This window comes from Acinetobacter sp. V110_1, assembly GCF_031798975.1.
GTDB lineage: Bacteria > Pseudomonadota > Gammaproteobacteria > Pseudomonadales > Moraxellaceae > Acinetobacter > Acinetobacter nosocomialis_A.
In genome coordinates this window covers 757,715-778,371 of the sequence record NZ_JAVQNN010000030.1, presented here as the reverse complement: position 1 = coordinate 778,371, position 20,657 = coordinate 757,715, and the positions used below count along the sequence as shown (strand labels likewise).

Sequence of the window (20,657 nt, the reverse complement as noted above, 5' to 3'; positions counted from 1 at the left end):
ATGCCTTTGTTATCGATACAACAATTACAGAAATCATTTGCACAAAGTCATATTTTACAGGGCATTAATCTAGATGTAGAACAAGGAGAGGTGGTTGTTATTTTAGGTCCATCGGGCTGCGGTAAAAGTACCTTACTACGCTGTATTAATGGCTTAGAACCGATTCAGGGTGGTGAGATTCGTTTAACTGGTTCAGGCGTGCTCGGTAAAGATGTGGACTGGACTAATGCTCGTCAAAAAATTGGCATGGTTTTTCAAAATTATGAGCTATTTGGGCATATGAACGTTATTGACAATATTTTGCTTGGACCACTCAAAGTACAAAAACGCCACCGTGATGAAGCTGAACAAGTCGCAGATGAATTGCTAAAGCGAGTCGGGCTATATGAGCGAAAACTTGATTATCCACGACAACTTTCTGGTGGACAAAAACAGCGTATAGCCATTGTCCGTTCACTGGTCATGCAACCTCAAGTGATTTTACTTGATGAAATTACCGCTGCGCTTGACCCAGAAATGGTGAGGGAAGTGCTCGATGTAGTACTCAAGTTAGCGAATGAAGGAATGACCATGTTGATTGTGACACATGAGATGTCCTTTGCCCGTAAGGTTGCCGACCGCATTATTTTTATGGATAAGGGCAAGATTATTGAACAGGCTTCACCAGAAGAATTTTTTGAACAGCCGAAGACAGAACGAGCGAAAGCCTTTTTAAATATTTTGTCGTACTAAATTTTTATTATTTGAATCATGAGGAAGTGAATGTTTAAACGTAATTCAATAAAAATATTAAGCAGTCTTGCCGTTGCTGGGGTGTTGTTAACTGCATGTAGTAAAACGCCATCAACTGAACAGGCAAGTAATGCTCAAGAAGACCATTCTTTAGAGCAAGTCAAAAAAAATGGGGTTCTACGCGTTGCCGTTTTTGCCGATGATCCGCCGTTTGGTTATGTAGACAGTGCGGGGAATAATCAGGGCTTTGATGTGGCTTTAGCAAAACGGGTGACTAAAGATTTGCTCGGTGATGAAAAGAAAGTTGAGTTTATTGTGACTGAAGCTTCAAATCGGGTGGAGTTTTTAAAATCAAATCGTGCCGATGTTGTATTCGCGACATTTACGGTAACGCCAGAACGTAAGGAAGTTGTAGATTTTGCTGAACCTTATTTAAAAGGTGCTTTTGGTATTGTTTCGCCTAAAGCCAAACCGATTACTGACATTGCCCAATTAGAAGGTAAGACCTTAATTGTAAATAAAGGCACAAGTTCAGATACCTACTTTACCAAGCATTATCCGAAAGTGAATTTACTCAAGTTTGAAAGAAACTCAGATGCCTTCAAAGCCTTAACTGACGGTCGTGGTGACGCGATTTCACAAGATAGTACATATGCTTTGGCATGGGCCGCGAAGAACCCAAGTTATGTGGCGGGTATTCAGTCTATTGGTGATCAAGAGTTTATTGCACCAGCAGTTAAAAAGGGCAATACCCAATTATTGAATTGGCTCAATACTGAAATTAAGCAGCTAAGAACAAGTGGTGAAATTAATAAAATTTATGATGAAACCTTGAAGCCAATTTACGGTGACTCGGTCAATCCGAATGTGTTTTTAGATGTGGGCCAATAATTTTCGATATCGCTGAGGCAGTGTCTAGCAGTAGGCGCTGCGATTTTAAATAAGACTTTTACAAGAACGATAGGGTGAAATAATGACAACATTAACATTTCAAAACGTGAAGCATATTTTAGCTGCGTCTTTACTGAGTTTAGGTTTAGTTGCATGTGACAAAGGAACTCAGTCTACTGAAAAAACGGCAGATACCACACAAACTACGTCAAGTATTGAACAGATCAAAAAGAATGGGGTGGTACGAATTGGCGTATTTAGTGATAAACCGCCGTTTGGATATTTAGATGCTCAAGGTAAAAACCAAGGCTTTGATGTAGAAATTGCTAAGCATGTTGCGAAAGATCTGCTGGGCGATGAAAACAAAGTTGAGTTTGTTTTAACTGAAGCGGCTAACCGTGTCGAATATTTAAAAGCCAATAAAGTAGATATTATTTTTGCCAACTTTACTGTTACACCAGAACGTAAAGAAGTGGTCGATTTTGCTAAACCTTATTTAAAAGTGGCACTAGGTGTGGTTTCTCCAAAAAGTCATCCGATTACCGATGTTGCTCAACTTAAAGATAAAACTTTGTTGGTAAACAAAGGTACAACGGCTGATTCATTCTTCACCAAGACTCATCCTGAAATTAAACTACAAAAGTATGAGCAAAACACTGAAACTTTTGATGCTTTAAAAGATGGTCGTGGTGCTGCGCTTGCACATGATAACTTGCTGGTTTTAGCTTGGGCTAAAGAAAATCCAAATTACACTGTTGGCATTACCAATTTAGGTGAGCAGGACTTAATTGCACCAGCAGTGAAAAAGGGTGATAAAGAATTATTGGACTGGTTGAACCAAGATTTAGAGAAACTGGCGAAAGAAGGCGTGATTCATCAGGCTTATGAAAAAACGTTAAAACCAGTCTATGGCGATACGATTAATCCAAAAGATCTATTGGTTGAGTAATCGTGCTAATAACCTCTAAAGATTAGAACTCTAGATAGTATTTACTCGAGCTAAGATTCATCTACAGCCTGCCCATAATTTATAAAGATAATGTTTTTGTAATATTTTTTTATAGATGGAAACAGTGGTCAGGTTCTGTAGATGAGAAAGTTTTTTGGTTACTTTTTTCAAAAAAAGTAACAGTATTAGCTGCTTGCTTTAGAGGTAAAAGGTAGGATTCCATCGTGCTAATTCCTTGACTATATATTACTTTAACTTAAATAAAGTTGGCTCTGCTGCTAATTTATCAGCCAAATATTGAATTAACACACTCAATTTAGGTGGGACATGCCGTGTCGGTGGGTATAGTAACCACAGCCCGCCACTATAATAAGTTTTAAAATACCAGTCGGGTAAAACCTGAACTAAGGTACCTTGTTGTAGAGCATGGCGTGCAACGAAGTAAGGTAAGCTCGCAATACCTAAATGCTGTAATGCGGCACTCAAACGCACACCTGTATGGTTTGCTGCATAACGCCCACGCACAGCCACACTGATCGATTTGTTTCCTTGCTGAAATTTCCATTTTGAGTCACTGGCTTGTTCGCCCAAGTAAATACATTCATGCTGCTTTAAATCATGAGGGTGGTTCGGAGTGCCATGCTTTGCCAAATATTCAGGCGTAGCACAAACCAAGTGATCAATATCAATGAGTTTTCGACCCATAAGGCCACCTGGTGGTTGCTCTGTAATTCGAAGTGCTAAATCGACTCCATCATCAATTAGATCTACATAACGATCTTCTAAAAGCATTTGTATATCAATTTTCGGGTAGCGTTCTAAAAACTCGGGTAAATGCGGATGAATCATAAAATGCCCCACAGCTTTCGGAACACTCATACGAATAATACCTTCTGGCTCGACATGAAATTGGCCCGAACTTTCCATGACTGCTTGTGCCGCATTCACCATATCTAAGCAACGTTGATAAACCTGTTGTCCGCTTTCACTTAAACGAAGTTTCCGTGTGGTCCGATAGAGTAAGCGGGTGCCTAAAGCACGTTCTAAACGGGCAATCGCACGACTAACAGCAGAAGGTGTTGTACCAAGCTGGCGGGCCGTTTCAGAAAAACTTTCCGACTCGACAACCTTAACGAAAGTCGCCATTTCATTTAACAGAACCAGACTTTGATTTGTGCTCATGAGGCAAAAGTTATTTGGATTTTGATTGGATTATCGCGTTTAAAAAATCGCAATACAATCTTTTAGGTGATTTTCAGGAAACTAAATTGTTATGTGGCAGTTGTATGGACATGAGTTTTTAACGCTAGCTCTTATTCACTTTATGGCGGTGATTTTACCGGGACCAGATTTTGTGATTACGGTAAGACAAAGTGTTCGTTATGGCTATTTGATTGGTTGTCTAACCGCAATTGGTATTGGTGTCGGGATTTCAGTCCATGTGTTTTATACACTTGTTGGTATTGGCTTTTTAATTCAGCAAAGTGAATGGCTGATGTCACTTATCAGAACAGCGGGGGCAGCTTACTTAGTGTATTTAGGGTGGCAGTGTTTACGTAGCCAGCCGAATACCAATATTGAGATTAATGGCCAAGCAGACAGTGATACACCGAGTTTATTTAAAGCTTTTACAATGGGTTTTCTTACCAATGCGTTAAACCCCAAAGCCACTATCTTTTTTCTGGCAATTTTTACGACGATTGTAAGTACGACCACTCCGATGAAAGTTCAGGTTTTTTATGGGATTTGGATGTGTATGGTCAATGCCATTTGGTTTATGGTGGTGAGTGTACTGTTTGCTCAGCCTATTGTACGTAAAAGATTTTTAGAGTTTGGGGTTTATTTTGAGCGGGTAATGGGAGTTTTATTAATTGGGATTGCATTGAGATTGATTTGGGGATTATTTGTTTAATTGCCGTGAGTATTTAATGGGGGTGCAGAAGTACGATTTTAGATTGTATATAGTTTTTACGGCGTTCGTACCAGTATTTGCTCGTGCTAAATTTCATCCACAGCCTGCCCATAATTTATAAAGATAATGTATTTGCAATATTTTTTGAAAAATGAAAACAGAGAACAGGTTCTGTGGATGAGAAAGTTTTTGGTTACTTTTTTAAAAAAGTAATGGAATTAGCTACTTTCTTTGGAGTAAAACGGTAAGACTCCGCCGTGATAACCACTAATAATTTTTAGCTCAACCTAAAGTCATCTGCGAACTATTGCATAGCACGACAGAGTATTATCGCTTAAAGTTTTAATTTCTTCAGTCGCCTTCGGCTGGACTTACTTTGGTTTCGCTCTGAGAAGCGTCTAAAGCTTCGTAAGAGCAAAAGCATTGTCATCTGCAAAACCTGTCGACTTATTTCATTTAACTAGTATTTCTCAGAAACAGAATCTTTTTGATGCTACGCAGGTTGCAGACGACTTTTGCTCGAGTAAATGTAGTGCTAGGACTATTTCACTTTTAATAGTTTCCTCATAGAAAAATTGAATTTTAATAATCGCAAATTAATTATAAAAAAAAGACCACTCAAAAGCAGTCTTTTCTAGTCTAGAAATAGATTTAATTACTACGCCTATTACGCGTCAGTTGATGTAACACCGACACCAATAAATCAATTTCTTCAGTCGTATTATAAAAAGCCAAAGACGGACGCACGGTTTGTTCTACACCAAAACGACGTAAAATTGGCTGTGCACAGTGATGGCCAGAACGTACGGCAATACCATGTTGATTTAAAGCTTTACCGACTTGTTCAGTTGAATAGCCTTGTAAGGTAAAGGACATAACACTGGCTTTGTGATGTGCCGTTCCGATCAAACGTAAACCTGACACACTACTCAGCGCATTTTGACCATATTCGAGTAGATCATGTTCATAGCGAGCAATGTTATGAATACCTAGACTTTCGACATATTCAAGCGCAGCGCCTAAACCAACTGCATCGGCAATGTTTCCAGTTCCAGCTTCAAACTTGTTTGGTGCAGGTTGGTAAACTACTTGTTCGAAGGTAACATCCTGAATCATGTTACCGCCGCCTTCCCAAACAGGCATGCTTTCTAGCAACTCTGGTTTTGCATAGACCGCGCCAATGCCCGTTGGACCAAACACTTTATGTCCAGAAAACACAAAAAAGTCTGCATCAAGGGCTTGTACATCGGTAGGGATGTGCGAAACAGATTGAGCACCATCAACTAAAACACGTACACCTTTGGCATGGGCAATTTTAATGACTTCAGCAACAGGTGTGACTGTACCCAAAGCATTCGAAACTTGAGTAATCGACAGCAGTTTAGTGCGTTCATTAATCAGTCTTGGCAACTCTTCTAAAATAATCTGGCCCGTGTCATCCACAGGAATGACTCTTAATTTTGCTCCAGTTTTTTTAGTGAGTTGATACCAAGGCACAATATTGGCATGGTGTTCTAAGTGAGAAACGATAATTTCATCACCTTCACCAATATTTTGCTCACCCCATGTTTTTGCAATCAGGTTAATGCCTTCGGTTGTTCCTCGAACAAAGATAATTTCTTTAGAAGAGGGTGCACCAATAAAACGGGCAACTACATTTCTTGCATGCTCATAGGCGTCGGTTGCACGAGCCGCTAACTCATGTGCAGCACGGTGAATATTTGAGTTTTCATGCTGATAAAAATAAGCAATTCGATCAATCACGTGCTGCGGTTTTTGTGTAGTGGCAGCATTATCCAACCAAACTAGAGGGCGGCCATTGACGCGTTCCTGTAAAATTGGGAAGTCGCGACGTATAGCATGTACATCGAGTGGTTGAGCACTACTTGCTACAAAAGAGGGTTGCGATGGTTGATAGTGACTATAACTTTGTCCACTTTGAGGCAAGTCTAAAAAATAAAATGCAGAGCTTGCCGAACTTTGGGGAGGCGTGTTCGTTGCAAAACGATCTTCCGTCAGCAATGATTTCAGCTGGTCACCATGTGGCAATTGAAAAGACTGTGCAACCGAATAATTATCTTCAACACCTTTAACAGATGGCTCTGCTGCATTTGGAGCAGAAAAATCATTTAAAAAATAATAAGGTGATTCACCTGCACCAGTAGGTAAGTTTGGTTCAATGCGTGGCACATTGGGTTCACTATGAGCACTTTGTGGCAAATGTGGTTCAAATGGTGGGCGTGGCAAATTAGCTCCACCAACCACAGGCGCAGACGCTACAATTCGACGTTCAGGGTAGTCTGGCAAATTTGGAATATGCTCAGGATATTCCGGATTAAGACTTTTCTGGAACGCGATATTGGGCGCACGACCACTGAGTGCAGAAAATGGTTCACCCGGTTGCGGTGGGTGAGGTGGTGCTCCGACAGGTAAGTCCAAGTTAAGGCCCGATGGAGAAGCTGAACTGCTTGAGCTTGGTAATGCTGAAAAAAACTCATTAGCAAGTCGAGCAATGGTGGACTCATCAGGGAAGTTGGCTGGTGGGTTAACACCAGTCACTTCAGGCCCCGTTGGACTACCTTGCAGATTACTTGTAGTTAACTGGGTAGTCATGATATTTGTCCACCTCCACATCATCTAATACTGCCAACGCATCATCAGTGAGTACTGCAAGTGAGCAATATAATGAGATTAGATACGACGCAATCGCGTTACGGTTGATGCCCATAAAGCGTACTGAAAGCCCTGGTGACTGTTCACCAGCAAGGCCTGGTTGGAATAAACCAACAATCCCTTGACGTTTTTCACCTACACGAAGCAGCAAGATTTTAGTTTTGCCATCTTCTACAGGAATTTTATTTGATGGAATAAGTGGAATACCGCGCCATGTAATGAATTGCGAACCAAATAAGCTAACCGTTGGAGGCGGTACACCACGGCGTGTACATTCACGTCCAAATGCTGCAATCGCATCAGGGTGTGCTAGGAAAAATCCTGGTTCTTTCCAGACTTTACGTAACAAATCATCAAGATCATCTGGAGTAGGTGGGCCATTTAAAGTTGAAATACGTTGGTCATCTGTCACACTTGCCAGTAAACCATATTCAGGGTTATTGATAAGCTCACTTTCTTGACGTTCTTTAATGGTTTCAATCGTTAAGCGGAGCTGTTCTTTAATTTGGTCGTGTGGGCTGCTGTAAAGGTCAGCAACACGTGTATGCACATCTAAAACAGTAGATACACCATTTAAAAAGTATTCACGTGGCTCTGGGTCATAATCAACAAAAGTTTGAGGTAAAGTTGCTTCATCACGTTGGGTGCAAGCGACTTGAATATCATCGGTATTATTTACACGGTTTAAGCGATAAATACCTGCTTCAACAGGAATCCATTGAAGTAAGTGAGTCAGCCATCGGGGAGTAATCGTGGAAAGTTGGGGAGCTGTCTTGGTCGCATTGGCTAGTTGACGCGCTGCGTGATCCCCAAGTGCAAGTTGGGCTTTGTCTGTATTTTTCGCCATGAATCATTTTTCCTTATTACATTGGCTTTTTGAAAATAAAAATTCTAGGATGCATATAAACTAGAATTAGTTCTGGTTTTAAAATTAAAGTCGCGTTATAAATTTTTTAAATACTGAGCTTATTAATGAGTTATCTATTTTTTAAATAAAAATATATTTAAACTAGAAATAAGCATTTAATTAATACATAAGTTTTTTGTTTATTCATCTCCTTATCTATTTATTTCACATCTATAGTTTTTAACTGGCAATATGATTTTTTTGATAAGACTCATTCGGTGACTGTAAAATCTGGCTACCTGCGGCCACACTATGTGTTAGCCAAACATTTCCCCCAATAATGGACCCTCGACCAATAGTAATACGGCCTAAGATAGTGGCACCTGCATAGATCACTACGTCATCTTCAACAATTGGATGGCGTGTATAGTCTTTTTTCAAACCACCATCATCATTGGTTTCAAATCGTTTCGCTCCAAGGGTTACTGCCTGATAAATACGGACACGTTCCCCAATAACGCTAGTTTCACCAATCACCACACCTGTACCATGATCGATGAAGAATCCTTTACCGATTTTTGCACCCGGATGAATATCAATACCCGTCGCAGAATGCGCTAACTCGGAAATAATGCGAGACAATAAAGGCACTTGGGCATAGAGTTGATGCGCTATTCGATGATGAATAATCGCAAATATGCCCGGATAGCAAAGTAATACTTCATCCACACTATGTGCCGCCGGATCGCCTTCATAAGCAGCACGCACATCGCCGTCTAAAAGACGTCGTATAGAGGGCAAAGTGTTGGCAAAATCCTGCACAATATTTTGAGCGAGTTCGTCTGGTTGTTGGACCGTGTTCGAATGACTCAAATGACGTTTTGCTTCATAATTTAAAGCCAGTTGTACTTGAGCATGTAAGGCTGTGAGTACCCGATTTAAAGTATAGGCAATATAGGAGTCTTCAGTTTCTTGACGTAAGTCGGCAGGGCCTAAACGCATTGGAAATAAAATCCCACATAGGTCATCTAAAATGGCCTTTAAAGCTTCTTTAGATGGAAGTTCGCGGCCCCCAAATTCTTTTGTTCTGTGCTGTTGCTGACGCCAGTCATGCCTTGCTTGTTGTAAACCTTGTACAACCGCATTAATGTTCCATTGAGTCACAAGCTTTCCTTGATTCACTGAAAATTGATTAAAGTATTAGTCTTGTTGCCAAGGAAGTTGATGGATGCGCCAGCCATTTTTCTGATTACGCTGTTGCTGATCATTTAGATCGCCTTCGAAGCCTTCAAGAACGTTATAAATGTGCTCAAAACCAGCATTAAATGCGGCCTCGGCAGCTTGTGCTGAGCGGTTGCCACTACGACATAACAAAAGAATGGTTTTGTCTTTACCAACTTTTGATTCGAGTTCTTTTAAAAAGCGTGGATTACGGTTAAAAGATGTGCCTGTTGCCCAAGCGACATGAACACTTTCAGGGACATAACCCACAAATTTACGTTCTTCATTGGTACGCACATCAACTAAAACAGCTTCGCCTTGTTGTACGAGCTGCCATGCATCAGTAGGTGATAAACTGCCACTAAAATTAAGTTCATGGTCCTGTGCGTATTGCTGTGCTTTACTCAGAATAGTGTCTTTTGACAAAGATGTATTAGAACTCGAAGAGATAAAACCAGATGGGTTTTCTGTATTTAATTTGGCATTCATTTAAATAATTCCTTATCTTCGATTCAGATTGTTATTGTTCAATTTACGCGTTTTTAAATATAAGCAAAAATAAGTAATATCTATTTATATATATTTTTTTAATAAATAAGCAAGCTAAATATTTTATATAAAACCGTATTAATTAATATTATAAAGTTCTTCTAATAATATGTTTAATGGATTTTAACATTTGGTAAAAACCATATGGATTAAAATAATCCATATGGTTTTAAACATTAAGAAAATCCACCATTTACTCGAATGACTTGTGAATTTACCCAACGTCCATCTGGGCCAGCTAGCATGGCAACTACACTGGCAATTTCTTCAGGTGTTCCGATTCTTTCCAATGGGGCAAGTTTTGCAATAGCTGCTACTTGCTCTTCAGTTTTTCCATTGTAAAAAAGGTCAGTACCTGTCGGGCCGGGCGCAACGGCATTCACAGTAATATTTCGGCCGCGTAACTCATTTGCTAACACATGGACCAAACCTTCTACACCTGCTTTTGACGCAATATAGGGACCATATGCCGGAAAAGATTTAGCAATTACACTGGTTGAAAGCGTAATAATTCGGCCACCATCTGGAACTGTTTCGGCCGCATGCGCCAATATTAAAAAAGCACCACGTAAATTGGTATGAATTACTTTATCGAAATCTGGCAGACTTTCAGGTGTAATTTTTGCCATAGGCATAATACCTGCGCTATGAACCACAACATCTAATTGACCGTTAATGGCTTTAGCTTCTTGAAACAAACGACTCACTTCATGTTCATTTGAGACGTCCGCTTGAATATCAGAGGCTTGACCACCTTGCTCAATAATATGATCTACAGTGGCTTGGGCATGCACCTTATTGCCCGCATAGTTAACAATCACATAAAAGCCATCTTGAGCTAAACGTTCTGCAATAGCACGACCAATACCGCGTGAAGCACCAGTAACAAGAGCTGTTTTTCTTGAAATATTCATTTTTAGATTGCCTGTTTGAATAGCTATGGCTTATTTTAATAATATCGGAATATGGGATAAATCTTCATAATTGGATAAGATAATTCCATATTTATTAATAATAGATAGGGTTAAAAGAGAGCACTATGGATAAATTTGATACCTTGCAACTTTTTACCCGCATCGTAGAGCTGGGTAGTTTTAGTCAGGCAGCCGATCAGCTAAATATCCCACGCGCTACAGCAAGTAATGCCATTAAAGAGTTAGAGAATAATTTACAGTGCCGTTTGCTAGAACGGACGACTCGGCATGTAAGACCATCACTAGATGGACAAGCATTTTATGAGCGTTGTACACAAATATTATCGGAACTCGATGATGCCGAATCATCTTTACGCAATGTAATTGCACAGCCCCGAGGTTTACTACGTGTCGATTTATCAGGCGCACATGCGACTAAAATTGTTTTACCCAATATCGATCAATTTCACGAGTTATATCCCGATATTGAACTTGTAATTAGTACAGGAGATCGCTTGGTTGATCTGATTAGGGAAGGGATAGACTGTGTGGTGAGAGCAGGACGTTTGGATGATTCCACTTTAATTGCTAGACATTTGGTGGATATGCCACAAGTGATTTGTGCGAGTCCTGACTATCTAAATAAACATGGAACACCACAGCAACCAGAGGATTTGTTATCACATTATGGTGTCAATTTCTTCTCGACATCAGGCGGGCGAAATTATCCATTTGAATTAATGGTGAATGGTAAAAAACAATATTATTTTTTGAAAAGTTGGATCGCGGTAAATGACGCTGAAAACTATGTATTATCTGCCTTACAAGGGGCTGGCTTAATTCAAGTACCGCGCTACCATGTGGCAAATGAATTAAAAAATGGGCGATTAGTTGAGGTTTTATCTGAGTGGGAAACCCCGAAGATGTCAGTTTCTGCTTTATATCCGCAGCATCGGCAGCTCTCGCCACGCGTACGAGTTTTTGTTGCTTGGCTGAGTGAGTTATATACGGACTATTTTGTCAACTTTGAATACCCGCAAAAATGAAATATCTTGCGGGTAAGTCAAAAACTGAATGATATTTTAAGACTGATTCTGCAATTTATCTTGAGTCTTGGTCTCAAAATCACTTGCATCATGGCGTTCATGCAACTGCGTAGCTAAATCACCAAAGGTACGGTTGACCATACGGCCACGTTGAACTGCAGGGCGCGCTAAAATCGCATTTGCCCAACGTTGAACATTTTTATATTGATCGACACCTAAAAACTCCGCGCCGTTATATACCCAGTTTTTAACAAGACCGCCATACCAAGGGAATGCTGCAATATCAGCGATGCTATATTCAGAACCAGCCAAATATTCATGCTTTGCTAGATGCTTATCTAACACATCAAGCAATCGTTTTGTTTCCAAGGCAAAGCGGTTAACCGCATATTCAATTTTAATGGGTGCATAAGCATAAAAATGCCCGAAACCGCCACCTAGGTAAGGTGCGCTGCCCATTTGCCAGAATAACCAATTAAGGCATTCAGTACGTGCAGCAATATCAGTTGGAATAAAAGCTTTAAACTTTTCAGCCAAGTAAAGCAAAATTGAGCCAGATTCAAACACTCTTAATGGTGGGTTTTGGCTATGGTCAACCAATGCTGGAATTTTAGAGTTTGGATTAATTTCTACAAAGCCACTGCCAAATTGCTGACCTTCACCGATTTTAATCAGCCATGCATCATATTCAGCATCTTGGTGTCCTAGAGCTAAAAGCTCTTCTAATAAAATAGTGACTTTTTGACCATTAGGCGTTGCTAAAGAATAGAGCTGGAGCGGATGTTTTCCTACTGGAAGTGTATGCTCGTAACGCGCACCTGAGGTAGGTTGGTTTAAATCGGTTTTTTCTCCAGTCCATTGCCAAACTTGTGGAGGAATATAGTTTGAATCGCTCATTTTTTTATCTCATGTTTGGTGTAAATATAAGGATTTATTTATGTCGCAAGGCAAGCCATTTTTGTACGGTCGGACGTTGCCATTGCTGTAATGCATAGTTTTTTAAACGTTCTGGTACAGCATCACCATTTTGAATAAGGCGTTGCAACATCAGGGCAAGTTCAGCATCCACAATGCTCCATGAACCAAAAAGAAATTCGGCATCAGACGCAAGAAGTTTTTCTGCAACAAAGAAAAGTTTCTCCGCAGCTTTTTTGCCTTCTTCTGAAAGTGGAGTGGACTTGGGCTGAATAAAAATAACATCGGTTGGTCGTTCAGTTCTTAGTGAAACTAAGTCTGATCGGAGCCATGCCTGAATTTGTCTTGCTCTTGCGCATGCTTGAATATCTTTTGGGTAAATAGATGTGTTTGGATAAAGCTCTTCAAGATATTCCAAAATGGCAGATGATTCTGATAAGGCAAAATCATTGTGCTCAAGTACAGGCACTTTGGCAGTTAGTGACTTTGCTACATAAGATTTTTCAAACTGGCCTTGCTGGCCTAAGTTGATGGTCGCTATTTCAAATGGAATCTGTTTTTCATGTAGCCCTACAAAAACTGTAAACGCGTAGGGGCTTAGAAATTGTGAATCTGTGTACAGCTTAAAATGTTCATTATTCATTGTTATTGTCCATGTCATAAAACAATCGGATCTAGTCTAAGTGAGCTGATCCAAGATTGGGTAGCTTTTTTGTGGAAAAGCTTTATCGGTTTTTGAATTAAGCCATTTCTGTGTTCAACGTCAGGGCTTAATGTGCTGAAAATGTTGACGAACAATGTTCAGCCACGCCTGTACTGCTGGTGAGACAGGAAGATTCTTTTTCCAAGCCATCACTAAATGCCACTGAATATTTGGTTTCTCGAGTGGCACTGCTGCAAATAAAGTCGGGTCAAGCATGTCGGTATAATACTGTGGGAGAAGCGCAATCCCCATACGTTGTAGCACCATATCTGCCAAGAGGTGCCATTGGCTGGTACGGCAAGCAATGGTTGGGTAAAAACCATGTTGCTTACAGGCATCGAGAATAATACTGTTTAAAGAGAAATTTTCAGGAAACATTAAAAATGATTGGTGTTGTAGCTCTTCTAGATTTATTTTTTTGCGTGTTGCCCAAGTCGCATCCCGACGTAAAAGAACCATTAAAGGGTAGTTACATAGCTCAATGCTATTGAAAATTTGCGTATCAAAGGGCTGCAATAAAACGCCAACGTCTAACTCGTTATTGAGTAAGGCTTGTTCAATACCACGTGAACCCACTTCCATAAAAGCCAATTCAATATCTGGTAATTGTTGATGATAATCAAATAGGACAGTGGTTAGAAGCTGCGAACCTAAAGGCGGAACGCCAAGTTTTAAAGTTCCTGTTTTTAATTGTTGGTAGTTTTCAATTTCAAGAAAGATGTTCTGTTCTGCCTGAAGAAGCTCGATCGCATGTTGATAAATGCGTTCTCCAATTTCAGTTAGTTCAATTTGTCTTTTTCGTCCATGATCAGGTTTAACCAAAAGCTGTACCTGAAGCTGCTCTTCAAGCTGCTGTAATATTTTACTAATAGTTGGTTGAGTCAGATACAACTCTTCAGCAGTACGGGTAAAACTTTTAGTTTTTACCAGTGTAACGAAGCACTGTAATGATTTTAGTGAAAGCATAATAAAGAATAGACTATTCCATTTTAGAATAATATTAACATGAATAATTCATATTTAGCAGCTTTAACCAAGATAGCATAATGGTGTAGTTAACCATTTAATTTCGCAAAATGAGTACTGAATCTGCTTCTGGAACACCCACACAACCTTCATTTTTAGTTTTAGTTAAACAAATTTTGATTTTGGCTGGTTTTTGGTGGGTCGGATATCTCTTACATCAAAAACTCGGTGTGCCTGTATCGGCAGGCATTTTAGGTATGTTTTTATTGCTTTTATGCCTGTTCTTTAAAATTATCAAAATGGATCAGGTGGCAATGGGAGCAACCGTTGTTTTAGGTGAACTGTTGCTGTTTTTCGTGCCCGTTGTTGTCGCTGTAGTGCAGTATAAAACTTTGTTTATGACCGAAGGCTGGCAAATTGTCTTGAGCATTGCGGTTGGGACCATTTCGGTCATGCTCAGTACCTGCCTGACGATTCACTTTTACAATCGTTTGAAAGTTTATTTACAGGCTCGAAAACGTCTTCAACATAAGCATATCTAAGAGAAAATGACATGAATATTTGGTCAATTCTTTGTCTGATCTGGACTTTGGCAGCCTATGTTGTGGCAAAGCGGATCTATCAAAAAAAACCAAAACTTTGGTTATCACCCGCGATTAGCGTGCCTGTACTCACCATTATTTTGATGACGATTTTTGGAATTTCCTATCAAACTTATGCAGAAGATACGCAGTGGATTGTTAATTTATTAGGGCCTGCAACGGTTGCGTTTGCTGTACCGATTTATCGTTATCGGGAAACGATTCGTAAAAACCTTGGGGTCCTTTCGATTGCGATTATTGTGGGGATGAGTGTAGGTGTGATGTCTGCCTATGAAATGGCCCAGTGGTTTCACTTTAGCCCTGAAGTCACCAACAGTTTGATGGCCCGTTCTATTTCAACACCATTTGCCATGATTTTAGCGGAAGATATTCACGGTTCGGCAACATTAGTTTCACTATTTACGGTCATTACTGGTTTGGTCGGTATGATTTGCGGTGATGCAATTTTAGCGATTACTAAAATCCGTTCTAATGTGGCAAATGGGGCAGCCTTCGGCAATGCAGCGCATGGTTTTGGTACAGTTAGAGCACAGCAGCGCAATAGTGAAGAAGGTGTAATTGCCAGTTTGACCATGGTTATTGCTGGTATTTTAATGGTACTGATTGGGCCATTTGCCATTCATTTATGGTTGCTGTTGTAGGCCTTGTCTAAGTCGGCTTGTCATGTTGTTGAATAATCTTTGATAGTTTTTTGATGGCTTGTCTCATCAGTTCGGGTTCAAAATCGCCTAAGCCAACAATTAACCCCGGACGTTGTTGTTCTTTTGAAAATGTCGGTGAAATTGCTTTAATGGCAATGCCTGCATCGACTGCCGAGCTTGCAACTTCAATGTCATTAATATGGTGAGCAAGCCATAACACCATATGCATGCCTTGATCGCCTGGCTGTAACCAAGCTAGTTCTTGAGGTATGTATTTTTCAATCAAGCCAATAATGTATTCACGGACTTCCGCATAGACATTCCGAGTCCGTCGGATATGCCGCTCTAAATAGCCTTCTTGAATAAAAGCAGCCAAAACATGCTGGTCGGCAGCCGGTGGGTGTCGATCAATTAAGACTCTGAGCCCACAAAAAGGAGCTACCAGTTCTTTAGGCAACACGGCATAGCCAAGTCTAAGAGACGGAAATAGGACTTTACTGAAAGTCCCAAGATAAATCACTTGGTCAGGTGCCATACCTTGTAAAGATGGAAAGGGTTGACCGTTATAACGGAGTTCACTGTCATAGTCATCTTCAATGATCCATGCATTTTGCTGTTTTGCCCAAGCCAATAAAGCTGTGCGTCTTGCTAGACTCATCGGCATACCCAGTGGATATTGGTGAGATGGTGTCACAAAAGCAGCGCGCGCATGTTTAGAAAGCTTAATTCCGGTTTCAACCTGAATTCCTTCTTCATCGACAGGAACACGCACCATCCGAATGTTTTGTACAGCATGTTCAAAAATGGCTGTTGTACCGCGATAAGCTGGATCTTCAATCCAAACTTCATCTTTTGCTTCAAATAAAATCTGGCTGCAAATATAAAGTGATTGCTGAATGCCGGGTGTAATCACGATTTGTTCAGGTTCACAGTGGACAGAGCGTGATCGACGTACATAGTCGGCTATAGCAACTCTTAGTGATAGCACGCCTTGAGGCTCGCCATAACCCGAAGGAGCACCTGCACCTCGAGATCTAAATTTATTACCAAACTTACGCCAGATGTCGCTCGGTTTGGTGCGGGCAATGGGAACAGATACTGCAAAAGGGGCATGAGGAAGCGGCTTAAACTCTTTAAGCACTTGAGCATAGGAGAGTGCCGACTTCGTCAAAGGGATTGAGTTAGGTGTGGTCTCTTTTTGAGAATGTTGCGGTGTAGTTTTTTTAGCTAAAGCATGAGACACATAGGTGCCCGTTCGTGCTTGAGAGTCAAACACACCTTCAGCTAAAAGCTGATCGTAAGCTTCGATAATCGTTCCGCGAGCGACTCCGAGTGTTTGAGCCAGTTCTCGTGAAGAAGGCAACGGATCGCCAGGCTGTAAATCACCACTTTGTACAGCTTCACGCAAAGCTTGGGTTAGTTGAGCACTTATCTTTCCTTGGCTTTTATTAATCTTTGCAATCGACGGAAGTTCAACAACTTTTGCCATTCTTGCCATAATTCTGGTCTACTTAAAAAAATACAAAGTGGTTCTTTTTAATAAACCACAGAAACCAGAAAATTTACAACACAAAATATAAATAACCCTGATATTTACAGTGAGGTTTTAGCCATGTATATCCCAGATGATTATGCAGAAAACCGTTTGGATGTATTGCATTCTCTTATTACTGAACATCCGTTTGGTGTGCTTTTTACGCATGGAAGTAATGGCTTAGATGCAAATCATCTTCCATTCGAATTACAGGCAAGCGAAGGGGAATTGGGTGTACTACATGCGCATGTGTCTAGAGTTAATCCTGTCTGGCAGGACATTAAAAATGGAGATGAGGTGTTGGTCGTGTTTCAAGCGGGTGATGCTTATATTTCACCAAACTGGTACCCATCCAAACATGAACAGCACAGACAAGTACCGACATGGAACTATAGGGTTGTGCATGCTTATGGCAAAGTAACCATGCGAGATGATGAACGTTACGTCCGTGGTGTTATGGCTCGTTTAACCCGTACCCACGAAGCATCTCAACCTGAACCATGGAAAATGTCCGATGCACCAAGGGACTATATTGAACCGATGTTAAAAGCCATTGTAGGTATTGAGATTGAAATTACCAAGCTGCGAGGCAAATCAAAACTTGGGCAAAACAAAGAACGTCGAGACATTTTGGGCGCGGCAGATGGCCTATCGAAATCTGGTCATCAAACCATAGCAGACGCTATGTATAGTGTGGCTGAGTTAAATAAATAATTTTGAAAATATACAACTTTAATATCAATTGAGGAGACAAAGATGTCTTTTACTACACCTGTTGAGTTGGTAGGTGAACACGTTATTTTAAAGTCCTTAGACTTAACTCAAGCTGAATCACTGGCAGAGGCTGTTTGTGATGGGGAGCTCTATAATCTTTGGTATACCCGTGTGCCAAGACCTGAACAGATGACTGCTGAAATTGAACGACGTCTCGGTTTACAAAATTCTGGTTCTATGTTGCCATTTTATATTGAAGACCGAAAAACAGGTCGGGCGTTAGGTATGACAACTTTAATGCATATTGAAGAAGCACATCGCCGTGTAGAAATTGGTTCGACGTGGTACAGAAAATCTGCACAGCGTTCACCTGTAAATACTGAGTGTAAAAAGCTATTGCTGGCCCACGCATTTGAGACTTTAAACTGTATTGCGGTTGAGTTACGCACATCTTCTTTAAATGTTCAAAGCCAAGCCGCGATTGTACGCTTGGGTGCAAAGTTGGACGGTGTACTCAGAAGCCATCAAATTGTGAAAGATGATATTTTGCGGGACACCCATGTTTATAGCATTTTAAAACATGAGTGGCCTGCGGTACGCCAAAATCTGGAATGGATGTTGAACAAACCGCGTTAGGAATTAATGCATAAGCCTATATTCTTGCGGAGTATTACCCGTCCAGTTTTTAAATGCTCGGTTGAATGAGTTGTGCTCTTGAAAGCCCAATAGAAATGAAATTTCACCCGTGCTCATTGATGATTTTTCTAAATAATGTTGGGCAAGAGATTGACGTGTCGCATCCAAAAGCGTTTTAAAATTAGTTTTTTCTTCTAAAAGTAGCCGTTGTAGCGTACGTTTGCTCATCGCGAGTCGTTGAGCAACATCTTCTATTGTACATAGTCCAGCAGGTAGGTTTTCTAAAAGAATTGCTTTAACTTTTTCACTAACTGTTGCATCTTCATCAAGCTGTATAAGACTACGTTGCAAGTTTGGCTCGAAAAAAGACCACATGGTTGGGTTGGCTGTTAAAAAAGGACGTTCAGCATCTTGGCGTGAAAAGACAATCGAAATGTATTCACTTTTTTGTGGAAGTACGCCAAAAAATGTTTTGTACACTGCCAGATTATTAGGTAAATCCGGCAGTGTAACTTTCAAAGGTATAACCTGATGCCTTGTACATATTCTTGCTAATTGAGCAAAAAAGACCAGTTCTGACATGGCAAGACTTTGCGGCGTTGGCGTAGATACATTATAAAATTTGAGTTCTAGCGTTGTTGTGTCGTTATCAATTGCTACTTGTAACTGCATTGGCCCAACGAGTCTTTTAAATTCAGATAGACGCTGTATCGCAATATTAAAGTTTGGACTACAAATACAGGCAAAAATCGCTGGATCAAACAGTTCAACTGTAATCATTTGACCAATTTTTAAAGGTAAGTCATTTATTCCAGCAAGTTGTTCAATTGCGTGCCAAAAATTGAAATATTGAACGGGCGTGAGGATTGCATCTTTACGGTTGAACAAATCAAGCGGTAGAGATGCCAAACGTAATGCATCTTCAAGATTTATGCCTAGGTCGTTCAGTAATAACTTCCAGTTGGTATTTAGGGCAAAATTTGAAGCATATTTCATTTGAGCATCTCAACATTAAACTTGTGTTGGTCACTTAATTTATTTAATAACTGACATCACCATACGATCAAACACACGGTCGCCAAACCATTTACGTACAAATATCATCAGTTTGGCATATTTGCCACCCACATAACGTGTTTTAGGTGAGGATGCATGAACAGCTTTCATCAGCATATCAACGACAACTTGCACGTCTGAAAGTGCGCCTTTTTCGACAGAGGTATGTGTTGCATTAGCAACTGCCGTCGCCATGTGGCTGTAGGCACTTTGCCCTGAACGTTCCAGCATAGGTTGGACCATTACATCTGCAAATTCAGTTGCGATAGCACCGGGTTCAATGACAACAACATCAATATTAAATGATTTTAACTCTAAACGTAGACAGTCAGACCAGCCTTCAACTGCATGTTTACTTGCATGATACCAACTACCAAGTGGGGTATAAATTTTCCCACCCATTGATGAAATATTGATAATTCGACCCTGCATTTTTTTACGCATACTAGGCAAAACCTTTTGGGTTAAATAGGCCATACCAAACAGATTCACTTCAAATTGATAGCGTGCATCGGCAAGGGTAGTATCCTCCATAGCACCATACATGCCAAAGCCCGCACAGTTAATTAAAATATCAACACCATGGGTTTCTTTTTCAATAGTCTTCATAACTTGGTCGATATCATCCTGATTGGTAATATCCATTTTTAATGTATGAGCACCAAGGGCTTTTAGTTCTTGCATAGCATCAACGCGACGAGCAACGGCATAAACAGTTGCACCTTCTTTGAGTAATGCTTTGGTAAATGCTTTTCCCATACCAGATGATGCGCCTGTGATGAGAACGATTTTTTCTTTAACTGTGTTCATATTCTGTCTCTCAACTAAAGTTTTAAGGAACTTGCTTTTCGATAGAGACATCATAGGAATTTGAACGATATTTATCCAAATCGAATGGCGACAATGTGTAATCAAAGTGCGCCAAATTGTAGTAAAGATCATTTATTAGAAATAGAAAGATAAACTCAACATAAAGCGAAAACTTATTTTTTTGCTTAATCATGATGAACAAATGGTAATTAATAACCAGGGGATTAAAGCCATATTCATTGCTTTCCAGCCAAATAAATCGAGTAAAGCACCTGCGCTAAAAGAACAAATTAAGCCGACAACAAAAACAGTCATGTCGTTAATGGCTTGAGCCTTGATTTTAAGA

21 protein-coding genes and 2 pseudogenes are annotated in these 20,657 nt (G+C 40.2%); 9 read left to right on the top strand and 14 right to left on the bottom strand.

The features are described 5' to 3' along the window. The 3 genes from RMA95_RS14655 to RMA95_RS14645 all read left to right on the top strand — a co-directional run bounded on the left by RMA95_RS14655 (nt 1) and on the right by RMA95_RS14645 (nt 2,572). Complete coding sequence (locus RMA95_RS14655) at nt 1-732, top strand: amino acid ABC transporter ATP-binding protein (RefSeq protein ID WP_151761590.1); 732 nt, start codon at nt 1-3, stop codon at nt 730-732. 30 nt (nt 733-762) lie between these two features. Continuing rightward, nucleotides 763-1,623: a transporter substrate-binding domain-containing protein gene (locus tag RMA95_RS14650; protein ID WP_005304306.1), complete on the top strand. Its 861-nt coding sequence runs from the start codon at nt 763-765 to the stop codon at nt 1,621-1,623. An 82-nt stretch (nt 1,624-1,705) separates the two neighbouring features. Further along, nucleotides 1,706-2,572, top strand: a complete 867-nt coding sequence (locus RMA95_RS14645; protein WP_000209982.1) for a cysteine ABC transporter substrate-binding protein — start codon at nt 1,706-1,708, stop codon at nt 2,570-2,572. Nucleotides 2,573-2,622: 50 nt separating this feature from the next. On the opposite strand, the pseudogene RMA95_RS14640 reads toward RMA95_RS14645, so the two are convergent. Then, nucleotides 2,623-2,743, bottom strand: a pseudogene (locus RMA95_RS14640) (hypothetical protein). A gap of 75 nt (nt 2,744-2,818) precedes the next feature. After that, complete coding sequence (locus tag RMA95_RS14635) at nt 2,819-3,754, bottom strand: LysR family transcriptional regulator (RefSeq protein ID WP_031960362.1); 936 nt, start codon at nt 3,752-3,754, stop codon at nt 2,819-2,821. A gap of 91 nt (nt 3,755-3,845) precedes the next feature. Here RMA95_RS14635 and RMA95_RS14630 point away from each other — a divergent pair, with 91 nt between their 5' ends. Continuing rightward, nucleotides 3,846-4,484, top strand: a complete 639-nt coding sequence (locus RMA95_RS14630) for a LysE family translocator (protein WP_174741439.1) — start codon at nt 3,846-3,848, stop codon at nt 4,482-4,484. Nucleotides 4,485-5,135: 651 nt separating this feature from the next. Here the strand turns inward: RMA95_RS14630 and RMA95_RS14625 are convergent. The 5 genes from RMA95_RS14625 to RMA95_RS14605 all read right to left on the bottom strand — a co-directional run bounded on the left by RMA95_RS14625 (nt 5,136) and on the right by RMA95_RS14605 (nt 10,688). Beyond that, a complete protein-coding gene (locus RMA95_RS14625; RefSeq protein ID WP_311071535.1) occupies nt 5,136-7,097 on the bottom strand; it encodes a family 2A encapsulin nanocompartment cargo protein cysteine desulfurase in 1,962 nt (653 codons plus the stop codon). Then, complete coding sequence (locus tag RMA95_RS14620; protein WP_001107594.1) at nt 7,072-8,004, bottom strand: family 2A encapsulin nanocompartment shell protein; 933 nt, start codon at nt 8,002-8,004, stop codon at nt 7,072-7,074. The genes RMA95_RS14625 and RMA95_RS14620 overlap by 26 nt, the downstream gene beginning before the upstream one ends. Nucleotides 8,005-8,244: 240 nt before the next feature. Then, complete coding sequence (gene epsC, locus RMA95_RS14615; protein ID WP_191013056.1) at nt 8,245-9,186, bottom strand: serine O-acetyltransferase EpsC; 942 nt, start codon at nt 9,184-9,186, stop codon at nt 8,245-8,247. A gap of 18 nt (nt 9,187-9,204) precedes the next feature. Further along, nucleotides 9,205-9,714 (bottom strand): rhodanese-like domain-containing protein, encoded by a 510-nt coding sequence (locus tag RMA95_RS14610; RefSeq protein ID WP_005304325.1) that lies wholly within the window; start codon nt 9,712-9,714, stop codon nt 9,205-9,207. Between the two features lie 236 nt (nt 9,715-9,950). Further along, complete coding sequence (locus RMA95_RS14605) at nt 9,951-10,688, bottom strand: SDR family oxidoreductase (protein WP_311071531.1); 738 nt, start codon at nt 10,686-10,688, stop codon at nt 9,951-9,953. Between the two features lie 125 nt (nt 10,689-10,813). Between RMA95_RS14605 and RMA95_RS14600 the strand changes: the two genes are divergently transcribed. Beyond that, on the top strand, nt 10,814-11,734 hold the full coding sequence (locus tag RMA95_RS14600) for a LysR family transcriptional regulator (RefSeq protein WP_311071530.1): 921 nt from the start codon (nt 10,814-10,816) through the stop codon (nt 11,732-11,734). Between the two features lie 36 nt (nt 11,735-11,770). Here RMA95_RS14600 and yghU read toward each other — a convergent pair whose 3' ends face one another. The 3 genes from yghU to RMA95_RS14585 all read right to left on the bottom strand — a co-directional run bounded on the left by yghU (nt 11,771) and on the right by RMA95_RS14585 (nt 14,318). Then, nucleotides 11,771-12,631: a glutathione-dependent disulfide-bond oxidoreductase gene (yghU, locus tag RMA95_RS14595; RefSeq protein WP_311071528.1), complete on the bottom strand. Its 861-nt coding sequence runs from the start codon at nt 12,629-12,631 to the stop codon at nt 11,771-11,773. A gap of 34 nt (nt 12,632-12,665) precedes the next feature. Next, a complete protein-coding gene (yfcF, locus tag RMA95_RS14590; protein WP_311071526.1) occupies nt 12,666-13,292 on the bottom strand; it encodes a glutathione transferase in 627 nt (208 codons plus the stop codon). Between the two features lie 120 nt (nt 13,293-13,412). Continuing rightward, nucleotides 13,413-14,318: a LysR substrate-binding domain-containing protein gene (locus RMA95_RS14585; RefSeq protein WP_311071524.1), complete on the bottom strand. Its 906-nt coding sequence runs from the start codon at nt 14,316-14,318 to the stop codon at nt 13,413-13,415. A 110-nt stretch (nt 14,319-14,428) separates the two neighbouring features. On the opposite strand from RMA95_RS14585, the gene RMA95_RS14580 reads away from it, so the two are divergent. Then, nucleotides 14,429-14,860, top strand: coding sequence for a CidA/LrgA family protein (locus RMA95_RS14580; RefSeq protein WP_311071522.1), 432 nt, complete (start codon nt 14,429-14,431; stop codon nt 14,858-14,860). 11 nt (nt 14,861-14,871) lie between these two features. After that, on the top strand, nt 14,872-15,561 hold the full coding sequence (locus RMA95_RS14575; RefSeq protein ID WP_311071520.1) for an LrgB family protein: 690 nt from the start codon (nt 14,872-14,874) through the stop codon (nt 15,559-15,561). Nucleotides 15,562-15,568: 7 nt separating this feature from the next. Here RMA95_RS14575 and RMA95_RS14570 read toward each other — a convergent pair whose 3' ends face one another. Next, nucleotides 15,569-17,059 carry a PLP-dependent aminotransferase family protein gene (locus RMA95_RS14570; protein ID WP_311071518.1) on the bottom strand — a complete coding sequence of 497 codons (1,491 nt, stop codon included), beginning with the start codon at nt 17,057-17,059 and terminating at the stop codon, nt 15,569-15,571. 114 nt (nt 17,060-17,173) lie between these two features. Here RMA95_RS14570 and RMA95_RS14565 point away from each other — a divergent pair, with 114 nt between their 5' ends. Beyond that, nucleotides 17,174-17,809, top strand: coding sequence for an FMN-binding negative transcriptional regulator (locus RMA95_RS14565; RefSeq protein ID WP_311071516.1), 636 nt, complete (start codon nt 17,174-17,176; stop codon nt 17,807-17,809). 42 nt (nt 17,810-17,851) lie between these two features. Further along, nucleotides 17,852-18,445: a GNAT family protein gene (locus tag RMA95_RS14560; protein ID WP_311071515.1), complete on the top strand. Its 594-nt coding sequence runs from the start codon at nt 17,852-17,854 to the stop codon at nt 18,443-18,445. A gap of 3 nt (nt 18,446-18,448) precedes the next feature. Here RMA95_RS14560 and RMA95_RS14555 read toward each other — a convergent pair whose 3' ends face one another. The 3 genes and pseudogenes from RMA95_RS14555 to RMA95_RS14545 all read right to left on the bottom strand — a co-directional run. Then, nucleotides 18,449-19,441 carry an AraC family transcriptional regulator ligand-binding domain-containing protein gene (locus tag RMA95_RS14555; RefSeq protein ID WP_311071514.1) on the bottom strand — a complete coding sequence of 331 codons (993 nt, stop codon included), beginning with the start codon at nt 19,439-19,441 and terminating at the stop codon, nt 18,449-18,451. 39 nt (nt 19,442-19,480) lie between these two features. Next, the gene (locus RMA95_RS14550) at nt 19,481-20,311 is read right to left on the bottom strand and encodes an oxidoreductase (RefSeq protein WP_311071512.1); all 831 of its coding nucleotides are present in this window, start codon (nt 20,309-20,311) and stop codon (nt 19,481-19,483) included. 189 nt (nt 20,312-20,500) lie between these two features. Next, a pseudogene (locus RMA95_RS14545) lies at nt 20,501-20,653 on the bottom strand (MFS transporter); the annotation flags it as partial. Nucleotides 20,654-20,657 lie beyond the last annotated feature (4 nt).